Origin of the sequence: Leclercia sp. LSNIH1, assembly GCF_002902985.1 — a bacterium.
GTDB lineage: Bacteria > Pseudomonadota > Gammaproteobacteria > Enterobacterales > Enterobacteriaceae > Enterobacter.
Map to the genome: position 1 here is coordinate 3,976,172 of NZ_CP026167.1, position 26,451 is coordinate 4,002,622.

The window sequence follows — 26,451 nt, forward strand, 5'->3', positions numbered from 1 at the left end:
ATCGAAAATATGATGTTTGGTAACCCTGCGCATCGCGTTATCATACGCTAAATTCGGTACTTAACGCACCGGACATGATAAGTCATAGATGAGGACAGTTATGAAATTTCTGGTCACTGGCGCAGCAGGCTTTATCGGCGCACATGTCAGCAAGCGGCTTCTGGATGCGGGTCATCAGGTTGTGGGTATCGACAACCTCAATGACTATTACGATGTGAACCTCAAGCAGGCGCGTCTTGATCTTTTGACGTCCGCTAACTTCACCTTCCAAAAACTCGATCTGGCTGACCGCGAAGGTATGGCCACCCTGTTCGCTGAAGAAAAATTCGATCGCGTCATTCATCTCGCCGCGCAGGCAGGCGTACGCTACTCCCTGGACAATCCGCACGCCTATGCAGAAGCTAACCTGGTTGGTCATCTGAACATACTGGAAGGCTGCCGTCACAATAAAGTACAGCACCTGCTGTACGCCTCTTCCAGCTCTGTTTACGGACTAAACCGTAAAATGCCTTTTTCAACCGACGATTCCGTTGACCACCCGGTATCGCTCTACGCCGCGACCAAAAAAGCCAACGAATTAATGTCGCACACCTACTCACATCTTTACGGACTGCCAACGACCGGTCTGCGCTTCTTTACCGTTTACGGCCCCTGGGGTCGTCCGGACATGGCGCTGTTTAAGTTCACTAAAGCCATGGTGGAAGGTAAGAGCATCGATGTTTATAACTTTGGCAAGATGAAGCGTGACTTCACCTATATCGATGATATTGCTGAAGCCATTGTTCGCCTGCAGGATGTGATCCCTCAGGCAGACAGTGAATGGACGGTTGAGTCTGGCACTCCGGCCACCAGTTCCGCGCCGTATCGCGTTTATAATATCGGTAACAGCTCCCCCGTGGAGCTGATGGACTACATCACGGCGCTGGAGGAGGCGTTAGGCATTGAAGCGGACAAAAACATGATGCCGATTCAGCCTGGCGACGTGCTGGAGACCAGCGCGGATACCTCCGCCCTGTATGAGGTCATCGGCTTTAAACCGCAGACTTCGGTGAAGGATGGCGTGAAAAACTTCGTTGACTGGTACCGCGGATTTTACAAGGTATAAGAAAAAGCCCGGCGATAATGCCGGGCTTTTTTAACTGCTGTATCAGTCGCTACCAAACAGATCGCGGGTATAGACCTTATCCGCCACGTCAGAGAGCTCTTCCGCCATCCGGTTGGAGATGATCACATCCGCCTCTTTTTTGAAGGCCTCCAGATCGCGAACCACACGTGAATGGAAGAATTCATCTTCTTTCATCACCGGTTCATAAATAATAACCTGTACGCCCTTCGCCTTAATACGCTTCATGATCCCCTGAATGGAGGAGGCTCGGAAGTTATCCGAGCCGCTCTTCATGATCAGACGGTACACGCCCACCACTTTCGGGTGACGCGCCAGAATGGAGTCAGCGATGAAGTCTTTACGCGTCCGGTTGGCATCCACAATGGCAGAGATTAGATTGTTCGGCACGGATTGATAGTTAGCCAGCAGCTGCTTGGTATCTTTCGGCAGGCAATAGCCGCCATAACCAAAGGACGGGTTGTTATAATGGTTGCCGATACGCGGGTCGAGGCACACACCTTCGATGATCTGACGGGTGTTCAGCCCGAGGCTCTCTGCGTAGCTGTCCAGCTCGTTAAAATAGGCAACACGCATTGCCAGATAGGTATTAGCAAAGAGTTTAATGGCTTCCGCTTCTGTCGCGTCCGTGAACAGCACGTCAATGTTCTTTTTGATTGCGCCTTCCTGCAGCAGCGCAGCAAAACGTTCCGCACGCACTGAGCGCTCGCCAATGACAATACGGGACGGGTGCAGGTTATCGTACAATGCCCTGCCCTCACGCAGAAACTCTGGTGAGAAAATGACATTATCGATACCCAGCTCTTCTTTGATCGACTGAGTGAAGCCAACAGGAATGGTCGATTTGATGATCATCACCGCATTCGGGTTAATTGCCGTCACATCCTTGATCACCGCTTCAACGCTTGAAGTATTGAAGTAGTTCGTTTTCGGATCGTAGTCAGTTGGGGTTGCGATGATGACAAAATCGGCCCCGCTGTAGGCATCAACTTTGTCTGTAGTGGCCCGGAAATTCAACGGCTTGTTTGTCAGGTACTCCTGGATCTCTTTATCCACGATAGGAGAGATCTTCTGGTTCAGCATATCAACTTTGGCCTGCACGATATCCAGTGCGACCACTTCATGGTGTTGCGCGATCAGGATCCCGTTTGAGAGACCCACATAACCTGTTCCGGAGATTGTTATTTTCATCGAGTTAACTTCTTTAGATTAAGTGTCCGGGAGCGACTACCGCCCCACCGCAATAAGCAACTTTTGGGGGTTTTACCTCGTATGCCGAGTTGATGTCAAGGCGTATGGCTGGCTACAGAAAGACATAAATACAGTGGTTTATGCTGCGCTCTAGCGTGTCGGTTGAATCAGCCGAGGTAATGCAGGGTATTACACATAAAAAAAGCCCGGTGATGTTCACCGGGCTTCGCTACATGACTGAGTTAAATCAGATTAATCCAGCCACTCGGTGTGGAATACACCTTCTTTATCCGTACGTTTATAGGTGTGCGCACCGAAGTAGTCACGCTGCGCCTGAATCAGGTTGGCAGGCAGTACTGCGGCACGGTAGCTGTCGTAATAAGCAACGGCTGCAGAGAAGGTTGGAACCGGAATACCGTTCTGAACCGCGTAAGCCACGACGTCACGCAGCGCCTGCTGGTAATCGTCGGCGATCTGCTTGAAGTAAGGTGCCAGCAGCAGGTTAGCGATGCTCGCGTTTTCAGCATAGGCATCGGTGATTTTCTGCAGGAACTGAGCGCGTATGATGCAACCGGCACGGAAGATCTTCGCGATTTCGCCATAGTTCAGATCCCAGTTGTTCTCGTCAGATGCAGCGCGCAGCTGAGAGAAGCCCTGTGCGTAAGAGACGATTTTGCCCAGGTACAGCGCACGGCGAACTTTCTCGATAAATTCCGCTTTATCCCCAGCCAGTTTCGGCTGCGGACCGCTCAGTACCTTAGATGCCGCTACACGCTGCTCTTTCAGGCAAGAGATATAACGTGCAAAGACCGATTCGGTAATCAGGGAGAGTGGCTCGCCCAGATCCAGGGAGCTCTGACTGGTCCATTTACCGGTACCCTTGTTCGCTGCTTCATCAAGGATCACATCGACGAGGTATTTACCCTCTTCATCTTTTTTGGTGAAGATATCTTTGGTGATGTCGATCAGGTAGCTGCTCAGCTCACCGTTGTTCCAGTCGGTAAAGGTTTGCGCCAGCTCGTCGTTAGAGAGATTCAGGCCGCCTTTCAGCAGGGAATAGGCTTCAGCAATCAGCTGCATATCACCGTATTCAATACCGTTATGAACCATCTTCACATAGTGACCCGCACCGTCCGGACCGATGTAGGTCACGCACGGCTCACCGTCATCAGCAACAGCTGCAATCTTAGTCAGGATTGGCGCAACCAGCTCGTAAGCATCTTTCTGACCGCCAGGCATAATAGATGGGCCCTTCAGCGCGCCCTCTTCACCGCCGGATACACCGGTGCCGATGAAGTTGAAGCCTTCAGCAGAGAGCTCACGGTTACGACGAATAGTGTCGTGGAAGAAGGTGTTGCCGCCATCAATGATGATGTCGCCTTTTTCCAGATACGGTTTCAGGGAGTCGATGGCAGCATCAGTACCAGCGCCAGCTTTCACCATTAACAGGATACGACGAGGCGTCTCCAGGGATTCAACAAACTCCTGAACCGTATAGAACGGAACGAGTTTTTTGCCTGGGTTCTCGGCAATTACTTCTTCAGTTTTATCACGGGAGCGGTTGAAAACGGAGACGGTATAACCACGGCTTTCGATGTTCAGCGCCAGGTTGCGCCCCATCACGGCCATACCGACGACGCCGATCTGTTGTTTGGACATTATTTACTCCTGTCAGGTGTGTTTAAGATGATTCTACATGCTGAATCACAATAATAAAATAAGCATTTTCAACAGTAAAAAATAATCATGGTCTAAATGTGACCAAGAAAATAATGAAAAGGGTTGATAAACGAACACATACAAGATTCAACTACAATTAAAATAGGCATCATACGTTCTAACTTTAGAAAATTAGCCAACCTTATAAGGCATCCTAATATTAGTTCGGGTATCAGTATTTATTGCCTATCATAGCTAAAAACTAAATTATTAATGTATTATTAAATCTAAAGCGGGTTAATACTGTGACAAAAATCAATTGCAAGACGCACGAGCTAAATACTAACATATTATTAAAAGACATAAATATTGCCATAGATGTCAACGTGGCGCATGCAGATGAAAAATAGGTATACCTGTTTGCATACATAAAAAATGCAGTAATTAGTATAAACCAAAGAAAAAGAAACCATCCTCCTGCAAACCCCATAATTATAAATGCCATGCTAAATCCAGTTCCCACATTCAATTCTGGAGTGATTTTCTTTAGATCATATTTTTCTGATAACTCGGCATCCGTATATTTAGATACAAAATCAGGATAAATGGTAGCAGCTAAAAAATCATCTACGGTTCCCATAGATAGGTTTGCAACACTCTCCTGATGTATCAAGTTTGCCATCGGAGAAGTTGCATATAAATACGTCCAAAAAAAGCCTGAGGGTAGAACATTAAATACAGGATCGGCTTCACCTATCTGTAGTATGGCTTTAGGATCATCATATCCGGAGGAAGACATCCGCTTATCTCCTAAAACACCGAACATTATTATAAAAGCAATGATGGCTATAAACGTCAAAAAAATATGCCGGAATGTCAACTTGCTTCTCATTAAAGCAATAAGCATAAGCCCCATAGGGAAGACTATTAAAAGAGTGGCACCTCTATTTAAAATTAAAATAGTAACTAAAATCGCTACAGCAGGGATTTTCAGATATTTTTTATCTTTAGTATATGCATACCTTTCAATATTGATAACAGCAGCAGCAGAGAGATACCCCATGTAAAAAACATGAAAGGTTTTTATACCAAACTGAGTATAATCATATACCTGGCCTTTTAAAACCATTAAAAGTGGGATACCTCCATTATTGAGACATTCAAGAGCAAAACCTATTAGCAAAATGTATAAGGAATAATTTTTTTTATATTTCAAACTAAAGTTTATTAATTTTCTTTCAATAAAAAACCTTGACAAGGGATGAAAAACAAAACCAATAGCCATGGAAATAATCGCAAAAATAACCATTAGAAAAACGGTTACACTTCCCTCATCTTTAAAATAAAGCCCGGACAATCCTAATTGATAAAAAAATAAAACCGAAAGAAAAGTCAAACCAAACATAAGAAAGGGGTTAATTAACATTTTTTTCATGGAAAATAACACCTAAAACAAATTAAGAATTAATAAAACCCCCAAAACCATTTTATCCCTCATTCGACGTCTGAGATTGGATACAACGGGAATGAGCATAAGATTCGTTTTAAAAGCTCGTTTGTTTGAAATATTACAAAGAGGCCGATATTCAGTTTTGAAGAGTGTAATTATTGTAAAAACTTCTTTCCTATACCAGCCTGAATTAACCAACTTAATTCTCTTGACCCACATTTTATATGAAATGTTTGCCCCAACTTGATTTGAAGAGTGCTGACGATATTTCATTCCTGGTATAGAGTCAATATACCAGTTATAGTTGTGAGTACGCGCATATGCATAAAGCAGCCAGTCATGTAAAGACACACTTCGAGCTAATTCATTCGATAAAAGAAATTCGCGGAATGCAGTTCCCAATTTATTGGAAAAAACATACGTACAACCGGGGCCTGCTGCTTCGAAGTAATAATCAAATAAAGTCTGAGGCTGCGCTTTATCAATCAAACATGTCCTGCCATCTTCCCAAAAAGCAAGTACATTACTCGAATAGGCATCTACTTGTTTACTCGCAATAGCATTAATTGCGCGCTGGAGTTTATTTTCATACCAAATATCGTCCTGATCGGCAAAGGAAATATAGTCATAACCGTCAAAATTCACATCCATTACCAAACGGTAGAAGTTCTTTCCAGCCGAACCATATTTATCACCATAAGGCAAAAAAAAGATATTTTTGAAGTTATTATATTTTTCCGTCAGATATTCCCATGAACCATCATTTGAGAGGTCAATACTGATAAAAACATCAACGATAACCCCAGTTTGAACTAAGATAGATTCTAATTGTTCATCAATCCAGGTCCTACCATTATAAACTGCAAGTAAAACTGCCACTTTATTCATTATAAATTCTCAAAATTACTTATGTTCTTTATTAGACGTGCGAGGATTTTCACCTGCTACATTTCGGATACCATCCCAAACGCCAGAGACAAAGGATTTGAAGTAGTTTTTCTTGTCATTTTCATGAATAATTAAAATGACACTATGCACAACGCAAAACGTAATTTCGCGAAGCGCGAGCAGTTTAGGAACATGAGGGTAACGTAGCAAACGAATTGCATTTCTCACACGATAATATCGTCTTGCCGCCGAGTGGACGGGTACAGTAAATCCAAAGACCGAAAAAGATGAATTACCGATAGAATGAATCATGACAGCATTCGGGTTTATATACACTAAATGGTTTTTATCGAAACAGCGAAGACACCACTCTGTATCAACATAATCGATAAATAATGAGTCATCCATCATGCCCACCTGGTCGAAGAGTGAGGTTTTAACCATTGAACCGGATGAAATAACCACAGATGAAGTGAAAGTTTTTTTCTCGCCACGAGAATAAAGCTTTTCACGAAAGCCGTTCTTTTTAATGTGCGTTATCGCATATTCAAAGCCGCGAGCCTCATCATAAAAAACTGGGGCTGATATAAGCGCGTTATTTTCCACGGCAAATTTGAGCATATCATGGATAAAAGTATCAGGAATTTTGCTATCCTGATCAAAGAAAATGACATTTTCATATCCATTTTCAATACAATATTCAATACCGATGTTCTGCGCTAAAGCAATTCCCTTATTACCTTGCAACCAGCGGTACTCAACCCCCATTTCCTTAAGCTCTTCTGTTTCGTAAGGGCTATTATCCACGACCACAATATCACATGCCTGATTTTTTAAAGACATAATGGTTTGTGTTAAATCGGAGAGCACCGGGTTATAGGCTACTATAATAGCGCAAATTTCGTTTATATTATTCATTTTATTTACTCAAATCTCATCCTGGACTCAATATAACATTATGAAAAATTCAATCTAATAAATAATCCATCAAGCAAATCCCTTATAATTGATTTTTTAGTTGAGTATTTCATATAACTAGAACTCAATAATGCTGACACAAGACCTTTTCTTTCCCCGCCAGCAAAGATACTGCCTCTGTAAATTGTATTAACACAGCCCAGATAATTTAGGATGTATTCAGATATTTCTCTCATCTGTGAGGTCTGCTGTGATTTACGTAGTGCATGAGTTAAATCATAGATCTCCCGATAATGAGCGATGCGCTTATCTCTTTTTTTTCTATCAAACGCAGCTTTTAACTTCCCTGCAAAAGTACTCTTTTTTGCACCAATTTGATTATTTTCGTGCTGACGATACAGTATCAATTTGTCTTCGACCGGGACTAATGACCCAAGCGCACATGCATTGCTTGCGAGCCAATAGTCATGCGGAATTTTTTCCGGGAAAGGCATAACGGAATTAAGGAAAACCTTTCGTACAGCCATAGTGGCGCCGGTAACAACATTATTTATGAGAATTTTTTCTAATGCTATATCTCCGTTGGCTGGCGTAAAGTTCACATGCTGCCAGAGCGTCCCCAGCCTCTCCATGGCATTGTTTATCAGCCAGGCATCAGAGAAAACAACATTGGCATAACTTTGATTTGAGAAAACCGCCAGTAGTGTTTCTGCTTTGTTTTCGACCCAAATATCATCTTGATCTGAAAAAAACACAATCTCAGATGTGACGTGCTCCGTTAATTTTTCAAAATTCTTGATATAGCCTAAATTGAGCCCATCATGGATGATATCAATTTTAATATCCGTTTCTGTTTTTAACGCCTCAAGTATGGCGAGGGTACTATCAGTCGATCCATCATCTCGTATAATAATCCGGGAAGGTTTTATGGATTGTGCAAGGATACTTACAACCTGCTCTCTGATATAGCGCTCACCATTGTAAGTCGCAAGAATAACTTCGTAACTCATATCTTCCCTCTATGTTTATTTATACATTCCCGGGAAACAATAATAAGTAAAATGCAATCTACAAATACGCGAATTGTCCACGCATAAGCAGCACCAAGCACGCCATATGCATTCACACAAAAATACAGCAGGGCCAAATAGGGTATTACCTCAATGCAGTGTAAAAAAGCGGTATATTTCGCTTTACCCAGAGACTGTATGACGGTGAAAGGAATTTGAGCGATAGAGTTAAAGAAAAAGCCCACTAACAAAATCTGGAAAATGGCCTGTGAATGGAGGGCATACTCATCGCCGAGCCAAAGCTGCATAATCAGTTTAGCCAGGAAGATCAGGATAAGAACTAATGGTAAACATCCCAGCCCCATTATCAGATAGGCGAATCTGATATTTTTTTTCAACTCATCATATGTTTTTGCTGCGCTCAGCTTAGGAAAAACGGCTCTGGAAAGCGCTCCGGGAAGGAGACCTAAACGCGATACGATTTCAGAGGGAGCGGTGTAATAACCGACCTTATCAGCACCCAATGAGCCTGATATAACGAACCGGTCGAAGTACACCATCACCGGGCTTATGATGTTGCTAACAGTGATCCATCCTCCGAAGAAAATCATTCGTCTGAATGTTTCTCTATAAAATATAAAACCGGCATTAATGATTTCATTCCGAACAATCACAAATGCAATTATTAATGACAATAATCTACCAACTGCTAAGCCAAGGATTGCAGAGAATAGCGATGGTGAAACCAATACAAACAAAGCCGGTAAGCCAGCAATTATAGAACTACCGAAACTTCTTTGTATATTTAATATTGCAAAACGTTCATCGCCTTCAAGTATAGACATCCATAACTGATTAAGCAGAAAAGCGGGTATAGTCCAGACCAGGACGCGAATGGAATTTTGAACATCAGTATGATTGGATGCTGTGATATTCAAGAGAGAAATAATATTTGGCGTGAAAAGTGATATGAGAATTGCGCCAAAAACGCTAAATAAAAATAAAAATATTGTTGCTGTAGAAATTATTTTTTTACGTTCATCGATATCGCCCCGATACACCGCAATTTCTCGGACAATTGCGCGAGTCAAACCAATATCAAATATGCCTGCATAACCTACAATGGCAATTGCTAAAGTGTAAACACCAAAAAGTTCAACCCCTAGTACCCGAGCAAGATAACCCATGGCCGGGATAGCTATAGCAGTAGGTACAACATAACCTGCTAAATTCCAGACACTATTTTTAATTAATCCCATTCCGTTTACATTATCTCATCTTAATAAATAAAGGGGCTTTTAGCCCCTTTTAATAACTATAAGCAAAATATGATGCATTAATCCCCCGCCTCGATTGTCATCATTCGGGGTTGGTGTGAAATAATCTGACTTTAAATATCAGTAGCCTTTTAGCATTTTCAACAAATATTGACCGTAAGCATTTTTCGCTAAAGGTTTCGCAAGGTCTTTAACCTGCTCCGCATCGATGAAGCCTTTACGGTAGGCGATCTCTTCCGGACAAGCCACCTTCAATCCCTGGCGCTCTTCAATGGTTGCAATGAAGTTACTCGCTTCAATCAAACTTTGATGCGTTCCCGTATCCAGCCAGGCAAAACCACGGCCCATCATCGCAACGGAGAGACGGCCCTGCTCCATATACAGACGGTTGATGTCAGTGATTTCCAGTTCGCCACGCGGGGAGGGCTTCAGACTCTTCGCCATTTCCACCACGCTATTGTCATAGAAATAAAGACCGGTTACAGCATAATTACTTTTTGGCTCAGCCGGTTTTTCTTCGAGACTGACAGCCGTGCCTTCTTTATCAAACTCAACGACGCCATAACGCTCAGGATCGTTCACGTGATAAGCAAAGACTGTAGCACCGCTTTCTTTGTTCACAGCGGAGTCCATCAATTTCGGCAGATCGTGGCCATAGAAGATGTTATCGCCCAGCACCAGCGCACAGTCATCGTCACCAATGAACTCTTCGCCGAGAATAAAGGCCTGCGCCAGGCCGTCCGGGCTCGGCTGGACTTTGTACTGCAGATTAAGGCCCCACTGACTGCCATCACCGAGCAACTGCTCAAAGCGTGGCGTATCCTGAGGGGTACTGATGATCAGAATGTCACGAATACCCGCCAGCATGAGCGTGGAGAGCGGGTAGTAGATCATCGGTTTGTCATAGATGGGCAGCAGCTGCTTGCTGACAGCCATAGTGACCGGATACAGACGAGTTCCTGAGCCACCGGCTAAAATAATCCCTTTACGCGTTTTCATTTCATCATCTCTATATGTGCAAAATGCCCGTAAACGGGCATTTAATGTAAGGTCAGACCGCAGTAGTCGTAAACAGCTCAGCCAGCATTCGTTTCACCCCGATATCCCATTGAGGTAATACGAGGTCAAAGTTTTGCTGGAATTTTTCCGTGTTCAGACGGGAATTATTCGGGCGGCGTGCAGGGGTAGGATAAGCGCTCGTTGGCACTGCATTGAGCTTTGTTATTGCCAGTTCAATACCAGCCTTACGCGCTTCGTCGAATACCAGGGCGGCGTAGTCGTGCCAGGTGGTCACACCACCCGCAACCAGATGATAGAGTCCTGCAACTTCAGGTTGCTTCATGGCCACACGGATCGCATGCGCTGTACAGTCTGCCAGCAACTCAGCTCCTGTCGGTGCGCCAAACTGATCGTTGATGACCGACATCTCCGTACGCTCTTTGGCGAAACGCAGCATGGTTTTCGCAAAGTTATTGCCTTTACCCGCGTAAACCCAACTGGTGCGAAAAATTAAGTGGCGGGCGCAATTTTCCTGCAAAGCTTTCTCACCGGCCAGTTTGGTTTCGCCATAGACATTCAGCGGCGCAGTGGCATCTGTCTCCCGCCATGGTTTTTCGCCGTTGCCCGGGAAAACATAATCGGTGGAATAGTGCACAACCCAGGCACCGATTTTGGCGGCTTCTTTGGCAATGACTTCAACGCTTGTAGCATTCAGCAACTGCGCAAATTCTGCCTCTGACTCGGCTTTATCTACGGCGGTATGGGCAGCCGCATTCACGATGACATCAGGCTTAATGCGACGGACGGTCTCAGCCACCCCTTCAGGATCGCTGAAATCCCCGCAATACTCGGTGGAGCGAACATCCAGGGCAATCAGATTACCCAGGGGCGCGAGCGAGCGCTGTAGCTCCCAACCCACCTGCCCTGTTTTGCCGAACAAAAGGATATTCATTACTGACGTTCCCCATAGTTCTGCTCAATCCAGGACTGGTAGTTGCCACTTTTCACGTTCTCAACCCATTCGTTATTAGCCAGATACCATTCCACCGTTTTGCGGATGCCGCTCTCAAAGGTCTCCTGCGGCTTCCAGCCCAACGTCTGGCTAATCTTATCGGCATCGATGGCATAACGACGGTCATGACCCGGACGGTCAGTCACATAGGTAATCTGATCGCGATACGACCCCTCTTTCGGTACGATTTCATCAAGCAGATCGCAAATCGTATGGACTACCTCCAGGTTCTGCTTCTCGTTATGACCACCGATGTTGTACGTTTCGCCCGGTTTACCCTGGGTCACTACGGTATAGAGCGCGCGAGCGTGATCCTCTACATAGAGCCAGTCGCGGATCTGATCGCCCTTGCCATAAATCGGCAGCGCTTTCCCCTCCAGCGCGTTCAGGATCACCAGTGGGATCAGTTTTTCCGGGAAATGATAAGGGCCATAGTTGTTCGAGCAGTTAGTCACGATGGTCGGGAAACCGTAGGTACGTAACCAGGCGCGCACGAGGTGATCGCTGGAGGCCTTCGAGGCTGAATAGGGGCTGCTTGGTGCATAGGCCGTTGTCTCGGTAAACAGCGGCAGTTCCGTTGACGCCGGGTGTTCATCCGGATGCGGCAGATCGCCATACACTTCGTCGGTGGAGATGTGGTGGAAACGGAAGGCTTTCTTCGCCTCTTCGCCAAGCGTTGACCAGTATGCCCGGGCAGCTTCCAGCAGCACGTAAGTCCCGACGATATTGGTCTCGATGAATGCAGCCGGGCCGGTAATGGAGCGGTCAACGTGGCTCTCAGCCGCCAGATGCATTACCGCATCAGGCTTGTGCTCGGCAAAAATACGCTCCATCGCCGCTTTGTCGCAAATGTCCGCATGTTCAAAAGCGTAACGCGGGCTGTCGCTCACGTCAGCCAGAGATTCCAGGTTACCGGCGTAGGTCAATTTATCGACATTAACCACTGAATCCTGGGTGTTCTGAATAATATGTCTGACAACCGCAGAGCCGATAAAACCGGCACCACCAGTAACAAGAATTTTCACGCGTTAATTTCCGTTAAATGATTCATAGAGTTATTGGGTTTCTGAAAATTTTCATAGTAGAAATTCAGAAAGCAGACACGCTACCGCCCCTGGCTTAACAGCTACCAGTGCACTGAACGTGGTCTTAATAGAGGTTTTTTGCCGCCAGAGCCCAGCATAATGGCAACAGGGTAGCGCGCAAATCAATTAATAATTGTCGTCTTAAACGCTGACAGAAACAAGGGAAAAATAGGGCTAATGAAACAAAAAGCCAGATGTTAACTTACTGAAAATTAGGAATTTATTAAAAAAAAAGAAACGGCAGTGTCATTCGCCTGGCCAGGGTTAGCCCGGAATGAACCACTGCCGTTCAGATAACGACGAACAACTATTAGCTGTTCGTTAAGAGTTTCATCATGCTTTCGCGGAACTTCTGCCCTTCTTTCAGATTACGCAAGCCATATTGAACAAAGGCCTGCATGTATCCCAGTTTCTTGCCGCAGTCGTAGCTGTCGCCGGTCATCAGCATAGCGTCTACAGACTGCTTCTTCGCCAGTTCAGCGATAGCATCCGTCAGCTGAATACGATCCCAGGCGCCTGGTTCGGTACGTTCAAGTTCAGCCCAGATTTCCGCGTTCAGCACATAGCGGCCGACGGCCATCAGATCGGAATCCAGCGTCTGAGGTTGATCCGGCTTCTCGATAAATTCAACGATACGGCTGACTTTACCTTCGGTATCCAGCGGCTCTTTGGTCTGAATAACGGAGTATTCAGACAGATCGCCTTTCATGCGCTTCGCCAGCACCTGGCTACGGCCCGTCTCGTTGAAACGCGCCACCATGGCCGCCAGGTTATAGCGCAGCGGATCGGCAGAAGCATTGTCCAGAATGATATCGGGCAGGACGACCACGAACGGGTTATCCCCCACTACAGGACGCGCGCACAGAATAGAGTGGCCCAGCCCCAGCGGCTGCGCCTGGCGAACGTTCATAATGGTCACGCCCGGTGGGCAGATGGACTGCACTTCCGCCAGCAGCTGACGCTTAACGCGCTGCTCCAGGAGGGCTTCCAGCTCGTAGGAGGTGTCGAAGTGGTTTTCCACCGCATTCTTGGAGGAGTGCGTAACCAGAACGATTTCTTTGATCCCTGCAGCAACAATCTCGTCGACGATGTACTGAATCATCGGCTTGTCAACGATCGGCAGCATCTCTTTAGGAATGGCTTTTGTGGCCGGGAGCATATGCATGCCCAGACCGGCTACCGGAATGACTGCTTTCAAATTAATCATATTTCTTCCACCTTAAAATGGTTGCCGAATTATAGCCCTTTAGCCTGGTTTCGCCAGCACGAATTGCTACAAATCTGGAGATGATGTTACGCAATTACAGCGTAAATTTCAGCGGATGCAATCCGAATAGTCGCGCTTTAATTCCAGGAATCCTCGCAAAATGCCGGCTGGTTAATATTTAGCGCTTCGGCAGGTTAAAATTCAGCCGTTCCGTATTGAGCGTATGATGGTCAATTCGGTCGATATCGACCGAACTTTGCCCCTTTTCATTAACCGCGTTAATGTTCGCCAGCGAAAGCAGCGTTTCGTCCCGCGCCATAAACTTCCCGCGCACATCTTTGCGCAGATCAAAATTCAGCTTCAGGGCTGGGCCCCTGTCTGCATCCTGCATCACGTTGATATTACGCATAAAAAGATGCTGAGGTTTATTATGGAACTCCAGAGAGGCGCGCTTCATCTCAAGGTTGGTGAGGGCGACGAACGAGGTTTTATTGCCGGAGGAGATCTGTATTCCGCGCAATTTTCGTGCAAGTTTCTGGTTATCCAGATGAATATTGTTGAGGCGGAAATTCTGCGGTATCGACAAATAGTCGCCTTTAATCACGCCGTAACCAATTAACATCCCGGCGCTGTCGGTCATCTCAACATTATCGATGACAAAATTATCGCAGCCATATATCGCGACCGTTGCGTTATCAATACCCGCTTTCTTACTAAAGTCCGGGGTGATATTGCGGGCCTTCACATTACGTATGATAAAGTGTTTGCCGTTTTCAACGTGCACCAGCTGACGGCAATTGCTCCCGGTAATATTGGCCACCACGAAGTTCTTTACCGTCTGGTCTTCAGGGTAGTTATTGTCGTAGGTGCTGCCCGCCAGACCGATGCCGATACCCCAGTTAATTTTCCCGTTAGTGCAGTCGATATGGTCGATCACGTGGTCTGAGATGAGGATGTTTTTGTCATTAATCGCCACGTTCCATTCGATGGCGTCACCCTGCAGGTAGCTGAAATGACAGTTGGTAATCTTTACGCCATCCATCTGGTTATGAAACCCCTGGCGCAGGATTGCATAGTTGGCTTTAGTGACCCGCAGGTTGTCGATCAGCAGATTACGCATCACCCGCTTTTGTTTACCGCCAATGTAGATCTGGGTCACCGGGCCATAGCCGCTCATCGCCAGTCCCTGGATCACGCAGTCAGAACCGCGCACGTCGAGGGTGATGTTTTCGCTGCGCCCCTTCCCTTCCCCGATTACCTTGCTGCCATCCTGCAATACCAGCCGCCCGCGGCCATTGCCGGTCATCGCACCGAGAATGCGCAGGGTTTTGCCCTCAGGAATAAAAATGGCGGCGTTGATGTTCTCGCAGGTGACGTCCGCAGGTACCACGACGGTATCACCCTCGGTAAAGGCCTTCTTAAATGCGGCAATTCCGTCACGAAGGTCATACCGGCTGATCTCCACCGTGGCAGCGTTTTTGGCGGCCCGAACGCCGACCAGCGGCGCGGCCGCCAGCACGGAACAGGTGGTGACAAAAGCGCGTCGCGTCATCTCTTTCGGCATATCGCCTCCGTTTAAAGCGTGTGTAGCAGAGTGGCTAACTGTCGATTGATAAGGTGTTGATTGAAATCGGTCTCCACCTTTTTGCGCGCATTGTGCAGCACAGGCGAGAGCTCCTGATGGGCAATCGCGGCAAACTGTTCAAGCTGGTTAGCCAGCGCCTCCGGATTGTTCTCCTCCACCAGCCAGCCGGAATGGCCTGGTTCGATCAGTTCAGGAATACCGCTATGCACTGTGGACAGGACCGGTATGCCCACCGCCATGGCTTCCATCAGCGCAACCGGGATCCCCTCCATATCACCGTCTGCGCCGGTAACGGAGGGAAGTAAAAAGATATCGGCGGCATCGAGCATGGCTTTGACCTCATGGCTGGGCTTGAACCCTGGCATCTCGACATGCGCCTCCAGCTCATACTGTTCGATCAGGGTGCGCAGCCGGCGCTCCCAGGGGCCAATGCCCAGAATACGGTAGCGAAAATCCACCCCACGCGCTTTCAGCTGGCGGCAGGCTTCGATTGCCACGTGTAGCCCTTTTTTCTCCGTCAGACGTGCAACAGAGATGATTTGCAGTGGGCTTCCCGGCGTTTTAACCGGCCGCTGGGTAAAGCGCTGCATATCCACGCCCATGCGCGAAACGGTGATTTTCTCCGGCGGACAGCCCATGGTTTTGAGCCGCCCGGCCCACAGTTCGCTGATGGGCAGCATCATGTCGCCGCGCTGAAAGAGCCGCTGGTATTCAGGTGTATAGTGGTTCAGCACCTCACGGCTGGAGATATCAATGCCGTGAAAGACGGTGGCGATTTTCCCCTCAATAACGCCCAGCTCGCGCAGCTTGGCCGCCGTCACGCCTGCCGGACCGAAGTGGGCGATAAACACATCCGCACGCCAGGGACGCTGCGTCTGGCCGCAAATGGCGGAGAGGATCAGATTGCGCGACTCGGCGCCATAGCGGGAGATATTCAGCGCCTTCCAGGTGCCAGGGCGGTGCAGCCCGCGCAGGGTCTGGCGGGCGCGGTAACGCAGTTTCGCAAGCCGGCCCTGGGGCTCATCCTGCAGCCAGCGGGTTTTGCTGGCGAGGTCATACTGCGTCCATGCGGCGTGGGTATTTTGCGTATCGCCCTTTTGCAGGGCGATAATCTCCACGTCATATCCCATATCGATAAAGGCGGTGATCTGGTTAAGCACAAACGTTTCGGAGGAGAGCGGGAATTTCAGTAAGAAGAAACCAACCTTCATTTGCCCTCCCCGACCCGATCCAGTACCGATTTCACCATTTTGATGCCGTTTTCACGTTCGGCTTTCACCGCTACCGCCAGGCGTTCGTTGATGGCTGACAGCTGGCCGAGGGTATCGCCGACCATTGCCCCCAGGGAGCCGTCCAGCAGATGACGAATATCCACCGCCATCTCCGGCATACCCAGCTGCTGCATGATCCCGGCAGACTTGTGTTCGTAGTTAATCGCGATGGCCGGGGTGCCGAAGTTCATGGAGATAATGGCCGAATGCAGACGGGTGCCTACGGTCAGATCGCACGCCCCCAGCAGCTTGCCCATCTCCAGATCGTTAAGTTCGTCCATCACCACATGGTAGCGGGACGGATCGCTGACGTGCTGGCGCAGATTCAGCGCCACCATCCGGTCATCTTTGTTGTAGCTGTCGATGCCGGTACAGGTAGAGAGCGCCAGCACCTGATAGCCGCTGTCCAGCACCCGGTTGACCACCTCAGCAAAGGCTTTCTCATAGGCCGCCTGGGTGGTGCCAAGACGCTTATCAAACGGCGCCAGCTCGCGCAGGGTAATGGCGACGGTCTTCTGCTGCGCCGCCACGTTCAGCCAGTGCTGCACGGCATAGCTGGGGGTAAAATTCGCCTCCTGATGATCCACCAGCCAGGCGGTATCCACTCCCTGCTCGACCTTGCTTGTGTCGATCTCGCTACGCTGCATCAGATTCAGGCTCACCGACTCGCGCAGGATTAGCGCGTCACAGTGACCAAACACGTAGTTTGCCAGCTGATTGAACTGGGGATCCTGGAACGGACCGACGCTGTGACCGACCATAAACAGCGGCTTTTTCGCCATAAAGGTGCAGAGCGCATGCTCAAACTGCGGCACGCCGTAAAGGTCGACAAAAAAGGATCCGCCCACCTGAATAATGGCGTCGTAGCCGGAGAGCAGACGGACAAAATCGGTAAAGCCCTGGGCAATGGCAATATTACGCAGCTTGCCGGTGTCGGTCACACGTGACAGCAGCACCTGGTGCTGATAGCGGCGGCGCAGCACCTTTTTCACCCGGCCCATCACGCCCGCGGCGCTGTTATGCTGCTTCATCTGGCTGTAGAGCGGATCGCCCATCACCGGGCGGTTCAGTAGCCAGGAGGAGCTGACCGGATAACGGCTCATCACATCCACTTCTGTCTCAGGGGAGAGGGTGTAAATCGCATCCAGCAGGCCGCGCAGAATGGCGCTGTCACCGCGGTTGCCACAGGTATGGTTGCCCAGAATCAATAATTTCATAATAACCTCTTAAAAAATTCCCCTCCCCAACGGAGAGGGGGAGGAAATAATTAACCTGCGCGAAGCAGCGTTTTCATCTTTTCGTTGCGGCAGAACTGGCGCTTGATCTCCACCACCAGCGCGTTCCGCGACAGCACAATCATCACCGCGAAGGCCAGGGCGCCCGCGGCGACCTGCACCGCCAGCAACGCCGCCAGCGGCAGATGGCCTTGCAGGGCCAGCCCTAAGCCATAGCTCACGGCAAGGGTTGGCAGTGAGAGGTAAAACGGCAGCCAGAGGCTCAGGATGTACTGGCGGTAGCTGGAGCCCAGCACCGGCTTAATCATCACGAAGTAGCTCAGGATGGTGTTGACGATCTGCACCAGCAGGAAGCCCAGCGTGACGCCCATCGCGCCTGCCAGATGGCCGCCGATAACGATCGCCGGAATAAACAGAAAGGTTTTGAAGACGTTGAATTTAAAGCTGATATCGACGCGGGCTTTTGCCATCAGCAGCGATCCGATCGGGTTGCCGACGGAGCGCAACAGCCCCACCACGCACAACAGTTGCAGGATCGGTACAATGCTCAGCCACTTCTCACCGAATACCAGCGGCACCAGATTGCCGGAGACCACCATCAGCCCCAGCAGGGTCGGGAAGTTAATGATCCCCACCACCGACAGCAGCTTGTAGAAGTTGAGCCTGAGCTTGTCGGTGTCGTCCTGAATTTTAGCGAACGCCGGAAACAGCACCCGGGTGATGATCGGGTTGAGCTTCATTGGCGGCACTACCGCCACGTTGTACGCCAGGTTATAGCCCCCGGCGACGCTGGCACCGAGAATACGCGCCAGCACCAGGGTAGAGAGGTTGGTATTCACATAGTTGATGATGCTGTCGGCGGTCAACCAGGCGCCGAAGCGCAGGTTGGAAGACACCGATGCGAGCGAGAAGTGGAAGCCCGGACGGTAGATTTTGCGCCCGAAGTAGCCGAACAGCAGCGTGCGCACGACAGAGTTGACCAGGTAGCCGAGGATGGCGGTTAACGCCAGCGGCCAGAAGTGGGCGCTGATCACGGTAAAAGTAAATCCGGCCAGCACCGAGCTGGTCTCGATCATGCCGATCTTGCTGAACTCAAGCTCCTTTTGCATCAGCGCGCGGAACTGCTGTCCGTGAGGGATCACCACAAACGCGAACGACAGCGCGCGCATCAGGGGCGCCAGCTCAGGGTTATTCAATACCCGGGCAATAAGATCGCTCAGCAGGAACAGCGACACGAACACGAGAATACCGAGGCCGACATTAAGCCAGTAGAGGGTGGTTAGCTCCAGCTGGCTAATCTCTTTGCGCTGAATAATCGAGTTGGCGATGCCGAAATCAGACAGTGTATCGGCGAGGGCGATGATCACCAGCGAGACGGTCAACAGGCCAAACTGGTGGCTATCGATAATGCGCGCCAGCACCGTCATCTGCACCAGCCCAAGGCCGATGATGATCACCGTCGCGATAGCCGACCACTTTGCCCCGCTGAGGGTTTTTTCACGTAAGCTCATGTCAGTACGCCGCTTTGTTCACAAAGCCCTTGAAGATGGTCAGAAAGACGATCTTGATATCGAACCAGAGGCTCCACTCGCGGATGTACTCGAGGTCGAACTCAATGCGTTTTTCCATTTTCTCCAGGGTGTCAGTTTCGCCGCGCCAGCCGTTGATCTGCGCCCAGCCGGTGATACCCGGCTTCACCTTGTGGCGCAGCATGTAACCTTCGATAAGCTGACGATACTGCTCGTTATGCGCTACCGCGTGCGGGCGTGGGCCGACAATGGACATCCCACCGGTAAACACATTGATAAACTGCGGCAGTTCATCAAGCGAGGTGCGGCGCAGGAAGTTACCCACGCGGGTGACGCGCGGATCGTTTTGCGTCGCCTGGGTCACCACGTTGTCGTTTTCCATCACCTTCATGGAGCGGAATTTCCACACCATGATCGGCTTACCATCCATACCGTAACGGGTCTGGCGGAAGATCACCGGCCCCTTTGACGTGAGCTTCACCGCCAGCGCAATGGCGCACAGCACCGGGGAGATCAGCAGCAGGATCAGGGATGACAGCACGATGTCCTCCACGCGCTTCAGCACCCGGTTGAGGCCAGAGAGCGGCGTGTCATACAGGGGCACTACCGGTACGCCGTTCACCTCTTCGATACGGGAATGCAGAATGTTAAAGGTGAACACGTCCGGGATGAGGATCACCGAGCAGGTGGTGTCTGCCAGCTTACGCATCAGGGTTTTGATACGGGCCTCGTCGCTCATCGGCATGGCAATGTAGACGTTATGGATCTTGCCCGCTTTGGCATCGTCAATCAGCTGCGAATAGTTACCGGCCCAGTCCGAAGAGACGCCACCCGGCTGCGCGTCGTGATAAACGCCCACCACGTCAAAGCCCAGCCACGGCTCTTTGCGAAAACCGTCAAGCAGCGCCAGTCCGGCCGGCAGGCTCCCGGCTACCGCCACCCGGCGGGTGTTGTAACCCCGGTTACGCAGCCAGCCCGCGCCAAAGCGGATCAGAGAGCGACAGACCACCATCCCCACGCTGGTTAGCAGATACCAGGCAAAATAGGTAGCAAAGCGATTATCGAAGTCGTTGTTGAAGGCCACCAGCCCGAAGCTGAAGACCAGGCTTAAGGTCCAGTTCTGCAACAGCAGTTGCAGCTCGGTGGTGATTTTGACGCCCCGCCATGAACGGTAGAAGTCGGTCATGCCGCCGATCATCTGGAAGACGACCAGCGCGATCAGCGCCATCAGCAGATGCATGTAGAGGAACGGCAGCCCGCTGATTTTACACACCATCCACAACCCACCGAACATGATGGTGATATCAGAAAAACGCTGCACCATAGAGATTAACGATGCATTCGTTTTGGCTCGCTCGCGCTTTTTTAGATTTGTCATCGTTGTTCCTGTTTCAGGGCCCCCTCCCCCAACGGGAGAGGGGGAAAGGTTACTGATTCAACAGCGCCATAATGTCCTGTGTTCGCGCCGCCATCAGCGCCGCATCGGCACGGGATTCTACGTTCAGGCGCACCACCGGCTCGGTGTTGGACGAGCGCAGGTTGAAGCGCCACTGCGGGAAGGTCATGCTGATACCGTCTGTACGGTCGATCTCCAGCGCGTGCAGGGCAAAGTGATGCTCCACCCGGGCAATCGCCTCGGCAGGTGCCGCCAGCGTGCTGTTGATCTCGCCGCTCGCCGGGAAGGCCGCCATGCGGTCGCGCACCAGTTCACCCAGCGACTGGCCCTTCAGGCACAGCAGCTCGGTCACCAGCAGCCACGGGATCATCCCGCTGTCGCAGTAGGCAAAATCGCGGAAGTAGTGATGGGCGCTCATCTCGCCGCCATAAATCGCGTCTTCTTCGCGCATCCGCTCTTTGATAAAGGCGTGACCGGTTTTGGACATCACCGGTGTGCCGCCTGCCGCGGAGACCACATCCACCGTATTCCAGGAGAGGCGCGGGTCATGAATGATGCGCGAGCCGGGGTTTTTCTCAAGGAAGGCTTCCGCCAGCAGGCCGACGATATAGTAGCCCTCGATAAACTGCCCCTTTTCGTCGAACAGGAAGCAGCGGTCGAAGTCGCCGTCAAAGGCGATGCCCATATCCGCGCCATGTTCAATCACTGCATTGCGGGTATCGTCGCGGCACTCCGGCAGCAGCGGGTTTGGAATACCGTTCGGGAAGGTGCCGTCCGGGGTGTTGTGCACTTTGACGAAGGTGACCGGCACGTTAAGCGCCTTAAAGCGCGCTTCCAGGGCATCCACCACCGGGCCTGCGGCGCCGTTGCCGGAGTTGATGACCAGCTTCAGCGGTTTGAGGTTCGCCACATTGATGTAGCCCAGCAGGTGATCGATGTAAGCATCACGCAGATCGGTTTTCTTATAGCTGCCGCGCGTTGACTCGTTCACCGGTGGGAAGTCGTTGGCTTCCGCCAGACGCTGTACGTCGCGCAGGCCGGTATCGCCGCTGATCGGGCGCGCACCCTCGCGCACCAACTTCATGCCGTTATAGTCCATCGGATTATGACTGGCGGTCACTTCGATCCCGCCGTCCACGCCTAAATGGAAGGTGGCAAAATAGATCTCTTCGGTACCGGAAAGGCCGATATCCAGCACATCCACGCCCGCGTCCTGCAACCCTTTAGCCAGCGCCAGTTTTAACGCTTCGCTGGTCAAACGGACGTCGCCGCCCAGCACGATGGTTTTCGGCTTTAAATATTCGCCGTACGCGCGGCCAATGCGCCACGCAATGTCCTCATTCAGCTCTTCACCGAGCTTGCCGCGAATGTCGTAGGCTTTAAAACAGGTTAATTTTTGCATCATTACCCCTTTTTCAGGCAACAGTTGGCCCGCCCGATATACAGGCCAATTTGATTTTTTTGTTTTCGTAGGCCCGGTAAGCGCAGCGCCACCGGGCAAAATGCGTTAGTGCTACACCCTGCCGTATCTGTCCTCAAATCGGACGATATCGTCCTCTTCCAGATAGGAGCCGGAGCGCACTTCAATCAGATCGAGAGGGATTTTCCCAGGGTTTTCCAGGCAGTGCGTCGCCCCCAGCGGGATATAAATCGATTCGTTTTCACCGAGCAGGGTTTCAACATTGTCGATAGTGACTTTGGCGGTACCTGCCACCACTACCCAGTGTTCCGCCCGGTGATGATGCATCTGCACCGACAGCCCCTCGCCCGGTTTAACGGTGATGCGTTTCACCTGATAACGGTCACCTTCGTCGATGGAGTCATATTTGCCCCACGGACGATAGACTTCGCGGTGAATGTGGTGCTCATGGCGGCCATCGGCCTTGATCTGCTCCACCACTTTTTTGACGTCCTGCACCGCGTTGCGATCGGCAATCAGCACCGCGTCTTTGGTCTGTACTACAACCAGATCTTTAACGCCGACGGTGGTGACCAGGCCCGATTCGGCATAGACATAGCTGTTCTCGGTTTTATGGCTGATCACATCCCCGTGATGGACGTTACCTTCCGGCGTGTGCGCGCTGATCTCCCACAGGGATGACCAGGAGCCGACGTCGCTCCAGCCCGCATCCATCGGCACCACCACCGCATCGGCGGTACGTTCCATTACCGCGTAATCCACCGACTCCTCCGGGCAGGCAAGGAACGCGGCTTCGTCCACGCGGATAAAGTCCAGATCCGGGTCGACGGTGGCCATTGCGCGTTCGCAGGCTTCCAGGATGTCCGGGCGATACTTTTGCAGCTCTTCCAGATAGCGTCCGGCGCGGAACAGGAACATACCGCTGTTCCAGTAGTACTCGCCGCTGGCGACGTAGGCCTGCGCGGTTTCCAGATTCGGTTTCTCAACGAACTGCGCGACGTCAAAGGCCAGGCTGTCGCCCTCCCCCGGCGTGACGTTACCGCGACGGATATAGCCATAGCCGGTCTCCGGCAGGTCCGGCACGATGCCGAAGGTGACCAGCTTGCCGCTTTCGGCATAAGGGATGGCGGCACGCACCGCATCGCGGAACGCCTCTTCCTGCTGGATGACGTGATCCGCCGCCAGCACCAGCATCAGCGGATCGCAATCCGGGCTGCTGCGCTTCGCCGCCAGCGCGGCGAGAGCGATGGCCGGGGCGGTATTGCGTCCGGCCGGTTCAAGAATGATATTTTCGGTGAGCTTGTTCAGCTGTCGCAGCTGCTCGGCGACGATAAAGCGGTGCTGTTCATTACAGATCACCACCGGGCTTTCGCAATCGACGCCATTAAGACGGTTTACCGTGGTCTGCAGCATGGTGAGCTCCCCTTTCAGGCAGAGGAACTGTTTCGGATAGAGCACGCGGGAGAGTGGCCATAACCGGCTACCTGAGCCACCCGCCATCACAACCGGGTACAACGTATTCTTATTCATGATTTATCCCCGAATATCTGCAATAAACTGGTTCAGCACGTTCTCTTTCTCGAGCGTGCGTTCGGCATAGTCACGCGCGATGGCGTTCTCTTTGGGCATATTCAGCGCCTGTTCGATCCCGCCTACCAGGGCGGATACCGACTCCGGCTCGACGCACACCGCGATCCCCGGCAGGGTGTCGCACAGCTGGCCCAGCTCGGTATGGGCCTCGGCGGTGATCACCGCGTTGCCGCCCACCGCCAGAATGTTGGTCAGCTTGGAGGGCAGAACGGCATCCGCCGCGCCGCGCTTTTGCACAACCAGATGGCAATCGGCCATCTTCAGCAGCGCCGGTAAGGCCTCGTAGGGCTGCAGCGGCAGGAAAGTGATGTTCTGCAGGCCACGTTCCTGGGCCATCTTTTGCAGCCGCGCTTTGCCACCCCCCTGGCCGACAATCACAAACTGCCAGGGCTGGTCGCGGAGCTGCTCAGCGGCATCAATAACGTTCTCAAGCCCCTGCTTCTCACCGATGTTGCCCGAATAGAGAATGATTTTTTTGGCTTCTGGCAGACCCAGCTGCTCGCGCAGGGCCGCCGCCTCAACAGCAGTCACATCGCGAAAACGGGCCACTTCCGACCAGTTTGGAAAGAAGATCACCTTCTCCGCTGCCACGCCCTTCTCCTGCGCTTTGTTCATCATCGAGCGGGAGATGGTCGAGACGTAATCGACGTTATGCAGGCTGCTGCGCTCGAAGGCGCTGGCCAGTTTCGCCACTTTGCCGCCCTTGCCTTTCCCGGCCATTCCCAGGCCCAGCATGGCGTCCACTTCGTAATCCTGAATGTGCAGCAGGGTGCGGGCGCCTGAGAGCTTGCCCAGCAGGCGCATACCTGGGGTGCAAAACAGGGTCGGCACCACGCCGATAATGCGATCCGGCTTCCAGCGACGTTGCGCCATCAGCGGGAAGAAACTGCTCAGGGCAAAGCTGCCCAGATGAATCAACCGCTTTAAGGTCGAGGGCTGCTTTGGCACGTAAAGCGGACAGCGCCAGACGGTCGCGGCCCCCTCTTCGCGGCGGTAGCGCCAGCTGGAATAGTGCTCGTCCACCTGCCACTCCGGGTAATAAGGTGGTGCGGTAATGACCCGCACCTCATGACCCTGGCGGGCCATCCACTCCACCATCTCGCCGGTGTACTTACCGATCCCGGTCAGCTCTGGCGAGTAGTTAATGCCGTATACGAGAATTTTCATAAACCCGGCACTCCGGCCTGCTTCAGAAAATAGGCCCGGCTGTTGTCATGGACGTTATCGCTGGCCAGCAGCGCGTCGGGCGTCAGCCAGCGATAGTCGTCATGCTGCGCATCAGGCAGATGCAGCTCTGCCTGATTGACCTTCAGGCGAAAACCGAGCACCACATAGTGGGTGGTGAAATCGGTGCCGGAAAAGTTGTCGTCATAGAAGTGCTGCCAGACCCCGTAGAACTGCCCTGCCGTCATCGGCAGACGGAGCCCCAGCTCCGCCTGCGTCAGACGCGCAAAGGCATTTTCCAGCGTCTCATCTTTCTGCACCCGCCCACCTGGCACGAACCAGTAGCCCTGTGCCGGACGATTGGTGCGCTGTCCGAGCAGGAACTCGCCACGCTCGTTCTCCACAATCAGATCGATGGAGATCAGCGGCGTGGAACGCACTACCGTGGCAAAATCTTCCTGACTTAAAAACATAATTACCCCCGGAAGCGGTGCTGATTTTCCAGGAACCACTGATAGGTGCTGGCCAGCCCCTGGGCCAGCGTCACCTCGTGGAACCAGCCCAGCTGGTGCAGACGGGTCACGTCCAGCAGCTTGCGCGGGGTGCCGTCGGGTTTAGTGGCATCGAAGGCCACGCGGCCCTTGTACCCCACCACCTCAGCGATGGTTTCAGCCAGTTCGCGGATAGTGCAGTCCACCCCGGTGCCAACGTTGATATGCGACAGCATCGGCTCGGTATTCTCCTGCCACACCTCGCGGGCCAGCTCCATCACATGAATGCTGGCGGCAGCCATATCATCCACGTGCAGGAATTCGCGCATCGGCGTGCCGCTGCCCCACACCACCACTTCCGGTGCGTTGCTGACGGTGGCTTCATGGAACCGGCGCAGCAGCGCCGGGATCACATGGGAGTTGCTCGGGTGGAAGTTATCGTTCGGGCCGTACAGGTTGGTCGGCATCACCGAACGATAGTCGCGGCCATACTGGCGGTTGTAGGACTCGCACAGCTTGATCCCGGCAATCTTGGCAATCGCGTAGGGCTCGTTGGTTGCCTCAAGCGTGCCCTGCAGCAGCTCGCTCTCGGCAATAGGCTGCTTCGCCATCTTCGGGTAGATACAGGATGAGCCGAGGAACAGCAGCTTGTTCACGTTGTGCAGGTGCGCCGCGTGAATGATGTTGCTCTCGATCATCATGTTCTCGTAGATGAAATCCGCCGGGTAGGTATTGTTGGCGACAATCCCACCCACTTTTGCCGCCGCCAGATAGACCTGGTCGATGCGCTGTTCAGCAAAGAAAGCCTCGACTGCTTGCGCATCCAGCAGGTTAAGCTCGTCACGGGTGCGCAGCACCAGCTCGACGTTGCCACGCTGCTCCAGCTGGCGAACAATCGCCGAACCCACCATCCCGCGATGTCCGGCAACAAAAATACGTTGTTTGGTCATT

22 protein-coding genes are annotated in these 26,451 nt (G+C 51.4%); 1 reads left to right on the forward strand and 21 read right to left on the reverse strand.

The features are described from left to right. Window positions 1-100: 100 nt before the first annotated feature. Window positions 101-1,105, forward strand: coding sequence for an NAD-dependent epimerase (locus C2U54_RS19765; protein WP_103180198.1), 1,005 nt, complete (start codon window positions 101-103; stop codon window positions 1,103-1,105). A gap of 42 nt (window positions 1,106-1,147) precedes the next feature. Here C2U54_RS19765 and ugd read toward each other — a convergent pair whose 3' ends face one another. The 21 genes from ugd to fcl all read right to left on the reverse strand — a co-directional run bounded on the left by ugd (window position 1,148) and on the right by fcl (window position 26,450). Beyond that, complete coding sequence (gene ugd, locus C2U54_RS19770) at window positions 1,148-2,314, reverse strand: UDP-glucose 6-dehydrogenase (RefSeq protein WP_103180199.1); 1,167 nt, start codon at window positions 2,312-2,314, stop codon at window positions 1,148-1,150. 252 nt (window positions 2,315-2,566) lie between these two features. Beyond that, the gene (gndA, locus tag C2U54_RS19775) at window positions 2,567-3,973 is read right to left on the reverse strand and encodes an NADP-dependent phosphogluconate dehydrogenase (protein ID WP_103180200.1); all 1,407 of its coding nucleotides are present in this window, start codon (window positions 3,971-3,973) and stop codon (window positions 2,567-2,569) included. A gap of 262 nt (window positions 3,974-4,235) precedes the next feature. Next, the gene (locus C2U54_RS19780; protein WP_139156350.1) at window positions 4,236-5,408 is read right to left on the reverse strand and encodes an oligosaccharide repeat unit polymerase; all 1,173 of its coding nucleotides are present in this window, start codon (window positions 5,406-5,408) and stop codon (window positions 4,236-4,238) included. A 12-nt stretch (window positions 5,409-5,420) separates the two neighbouring features. Next, window positions 5,421-6,311 carry a glycosyltransferase gene (locus C2U54_RS19785; RefSeq protein ID WP_103180202.1) on the reverse strand — a complete coding sequence of 297 codons (891 nt, stop codon included), beginning with the start codon at window positions 6,309-6,311 and terminating at the stop codon, window positions 5,421-5,423. Window positions 6,312-6,326: 15 nt separating this feature from the next. Continuing rightward, window positions 6,327-7,229 carry a rhamnosyltransferase gene (locus tag C2U54_RS19790; protein ID WP_103180203.1) on the reverse strand — a complete coding sequence of 301 codons (903 nt, stop codon included), beginning with the start codon at window positions 7,227-7,229 and terminating at the stop codon, window positions 6,327-6,329. Window positions 7,230-7,267: 38 nt separating this feature from the next. Then, window positions 7,268-8,239, reverse strand: coding sequence for a glycosyltransferase family 2 protein (locus C2U54_RS19795; protein ID WP_103180204.1), 972 nt, complete (start codon window positions 8,237-8,239; stop codon window positions 7,268-7,270). Beyond that, window positions 8,236-9,498 carry a flippase gene (locus C2U54_RS19800; protein WP_103180205.1) on the reverse strand — a complete coding sequence of 421 codons (1,263 nt, stop codon included), beginning with the start codon at window positions 9,496-9,498 and terminating at the stop codon, window positions 8,236-8,238. The genes C2U54_RS19795 and C2U54_RS19800 overlap by 4 nt, the downstream gene beginning before the upstream one ends. Window positions 9,499-9,636: 138 nt before the next feature. Then, window positions 9,637-10,515, reverse strand: a complete 879-nt coding sequence (gene rfbA, locus C2U54_RS19805) for a glucose-1-phosphate thymidylyltransferase RfbA (RefSeq protein WP_103180206.1) — start codon at window positions 10,513-10,515, stop codon at window positions 9,637-9,639. A gap of 52 nt (window positions 10,516-10,567) precedes the next feature. Further along, window positions 10,568-11,467 carry a dTDP-4-dehydrorhamnose reductase gene (gene rfbD, locus C2U54_RS19810; protein WP_103180207.1) on the reverse strand — a complete coding sequence of 300 codons (900 nt, stop codon included), beginning with the start codon at window positions 11,465-11,467 and terminating at the stop codon, window positions 10,568-10,570. Continuing rightward, window positions 11,467-12,552: a dTDP-glucose 4,6-dehydratase gene (rfbB, locus tag C2U54_RS19815; RefSeq protein ID WP_103180208.1), complete on the reverse strand. Its 1,086-nt coding sequence runs from the start codon at window positions 12,550-12,552 to the stop codon at window positions 11,467-11,469. Before rfbB ends, rfbD begins: the two co-directional genes overlap by 1 nt. A gap of 370 nt (window positions 12,553-12,922) precedes the next feature. Next, complete coding sequence (galF, locus tag C2U54_RS19820) at window positions 12,923-13,819, reverse strand: GalU regulator GalF (protein WP_103180209.1); 897 nt, start codon at window positions 13,817-13,819, stop codon at window positions 12,923-12,925. Window positions 13,820-13,997: 178 nt separating this feature from the next. Continuing rightward, window positions 13,998-15,383 carry a colanic acid biosynthesis protein WcaM gene (wcaM, locus tag C2U54_RS19825; protein ID WP_103180210.1) on the reverse strand — a complete coding sequence of 462 codons (1,386 nt, stop codon included), beginning with the start codon at window positions 15,381-15,383 and terminating at the stop codon, window positions 13,998-14,000. Between the two features lie 11 nt (window positions 15,384-15,394). Continuing rightward, on the reverse strand, window positions 15,395-16,615 hold the full coding sequence (gene wcaL / locus C2U54_RS19830) for a colanic acid biosynthesis glycosyltransferase WcaL (protein WP_103180211.1): 1,221 nt from the start codon (window positions 16,613-16,615) through the stop codon (window positions 15,395-15,397). Further along, entirely contained in the window at window positions 16,612-17,892 is a 1,281-nt protein-coding gene (gene wcaK / locus C2U54_RS19835) for a colanic acid biosynthesis pyruvyl transferase WcaK (RefSeq protein ID WP_103180212.1), read from the reverse strand. Before wcaK ends, wcaL begins: the two co-directional genes overlap by 4 nt. Before the next feature lie 50 nt (window positions 17,893-17,942). Next, complete coding sequence (wzxC, locus tag C2U54_RS19840; protein WP_103180213.1) at window positions 17,943-19,421, reverse strand: colanic acid undecaprenyl disphosphate flippase WzxC; 1,479 nt, start codon at window positions 19,419-19,421, stop codon at window positions 17,943-17,945. Window position 19,422: 1 nt separating this feature from the next. Then, window positions 19,423-20,817: an undecaprenyl-phosphate glucose phosphotransferase gene (gene wcaJ, locus C2U54_RS19845; protein ID WP_103180214.1), complete on the reverse strand. Its 1,395-nt coding sequence runs from the start codon at window positions 20,815-20,817 to the stop codon at window positions 19,423-19,425. 49 nt (window positions 20,818-20,866) lie between these two features. Continuing rightward, the gene (cpsG, locus tag C2U54_RS19850) at window positions 20,867-22,237 is read right to left on the reverse strand and encodes a colanic acid biosynthesis phosphomannomutase CpsG (protein WP_103180215.1); all 1,371 of its coding nucleotides are present in this window, start codon (window positions 22,235-22,237) and stop codon (window positions 20,867-20,869) included. Window positions 22,238-22,348: 111 nt separating this feature from the next. Then, window positions 22,349-23,785, reverse strand: a complete 1,437-nt coding sequence (gene cpsB / locus C2U54_RS19855) for a mannose-1-phosphate guanyltransferase (RefSeq protein ID WP_103180216.1) — start codon at window positions 23,783-23,785, stop codon at window positions 22,349-22,351. 3 nt (window positions 23,786-23,788) lie between these two features. Then, window positions 23,789-25,012: a colanic acid biosynthesis fucosyltransferase WcaI gene (gene wcaI, locus C2U54_RS19860; RefSeq protein ID WP_103180217.1), complete on the reverse strand. Its 1,224-nt coding sequence runs from the start codon at window positions 25,010-25,012 to the stop codon at window positions 23,789-23,791. Continuing rightward, a complete protein-coding gene (locus tag C2U54_RS19865; RefSeq protein ID WP_103180218.1) occupies window positions 25,009-25,482 on the reverse strand; it encodes a GDP-mannose mannosyl hydrolase in 474 nt (157 codons plus the stop codon). The genes wcaI and C2U54_RS19865 overlap by 4 nt, the downstream gene beginning before the upstream one ends. A gap of 2 nt (window positions 25,483-25,484) precedes the next feature. Then, complete coding sequence (fcl, locus tag C2U54_RS19870; protein WP_103180219.1) at window positions 25,485-26,450, reverse strand: GDP-L-fucose synthase; 966 nt, start codon at window positions 26,448-26,450, stop codon at window positions 25,485-25,487. Between the last annotated feature and the right edge of the window lies 1 nt (window position 26,451).

Bases quoted from the DNA above. Each gene is read 5' to 3' on its own strand.
- C2U54_RS19765 (WP_103180198.1), top strand. From the start codon at position 101: ATGAAATTTCTGGTCACTGGCGCAGCAGGCTTTATCGGCGCACATGTC.
- ugd (WP_103180199.1), bottom strand. From the start codon at position 2,314: ATGAAAATAACAATCTCCGGAACAGGTTATGTGGGTCTCTCAAACGGG.
- gndA (WP_103180200.1), bottom strand. From the start codon at position 3,973: ATGTCCAAACAACAGATCGGCGTCGTCGGTATGGCCGTGATGGGGCGC.
- C2U54_RS19780 (WP_139156350.1), bottom strand. From the start codon at position 5,408: ATGAAAAAAATGTTAATTAACCCCTTTCTTATGTTTGGTTTGACTTTT.
- C2U54_RS19785 (WP_103180202.1), bottom strand. From the start codon at position 6,311: ATGAATAAAGTGGCAGTTTTACTTGCAGTTTATAATGGTAGGACCTGG.
- C2U54_RS19790 (WP_103180203.1), bottom strand. From the start codon at position 7,229: ATGAATAATATAAACGAAATTTGCGCTATTATAGTAGCCTATAACCCG.
- C2U54_RS19795 (WP_103180204.1), bottom strand. From the start codon at position 8,239: ATGAGTTACGAAGTTATTCTTGCGACTTACAATGGTGAGCGCTATATC.
- C2U54_RS19800 (WP_103180205.1), bottom strand. From the start codon at position 9,498: ATGGGATTAATTAAAAATAGTGTCTGGAATTTAGCAGGTTATGTTGTA.
- rfbA (WP_103180206.1), bottom strand. From the start codon at position 10,515: ATGAAAACGCGTAAAGGGATTATTTTAGCCGGTGGCTCAGGAACTCGT.
- rfbD (WP_103180207.1), bottom strand. From the start codon at position 11,467: ATGAATATCCTTTTGTTCGGCAAAACAGGGCAGGTGGGTTGGGAGCTA.
- galF (WP_103180209.1), bottom strand. From the start codon at position 13,819: ATGATTAATTTGAAAGCAGTCATTCCGGTAGCCGGTCTGGGCATGCAT.
- wcaM (WP_103180210.1), bottom strand. From the start codon at position 15,383: ATGCCGAAAGAGATGACGCGACGCGCTTTTGTCACCACCTGTTCCGTG.
- wcaL (WP_103180211.1), bottom strand. From the start codon at position 16,615: ATGAAGGTTGGTTTCTTCTTACTGAAATTCCCGCTCTCCTCCGAAACG.
- wcaK (WP_103180212.1), bottom strand. From the start codon at position 17,892: ATGAAATTATTGATTCTGGGCAACCATACCTGTGGCAACCGCGGTGAC.
- wzxC (WP_103180213.1), bottom strand. From the start codon at position 19,421: ATGAGCTTACGTGAAAAAACCCTCAGCGGGGCAAAGTGGTCGGCTATC.
- wcaJ (WP_103180214.1), bottom strand. From the start codon at position 20,817: ATGACAAATCTAAAAAAGCGCGAGCGAGCCAAAACGAATGCATCGTTA.
- cpsG (WP_103180215.1), bottom strand. From the start codon at position 22,237: ATGCAAAAATTAACCTGTTTTAAAGCCTACGACATTCGCGGCAAGCTC.
- cpsB (WP_103180216.1), bottom strand. From the start codon at position 23,785: ATGAATAAGAATACGTTGTACCCGGTTGTGATGGCGGGTGGCTCAGGT.
- wcaI (WP_103180217.1), bottom strand. From the start codon at position 25,012: ATGAAAATTCTCGTATACGGCATTAACTACTCGCCAGAGCTGACCGGG.
- C2U54_RS19865 (WP_103180218.1), bottom strand. From the start codon at position 25,482: ATGTTTTTAAGTCAGGAAGATTTTGCCACGGTAGTGCGTTCCACGCCG.
- fcl (WP_103180219.1), bottom strand. From the start codon at position 26,450: ATGACCAAACAACGTATTTTTGTTGCCGGACATCGCGGGATGGTGGGT.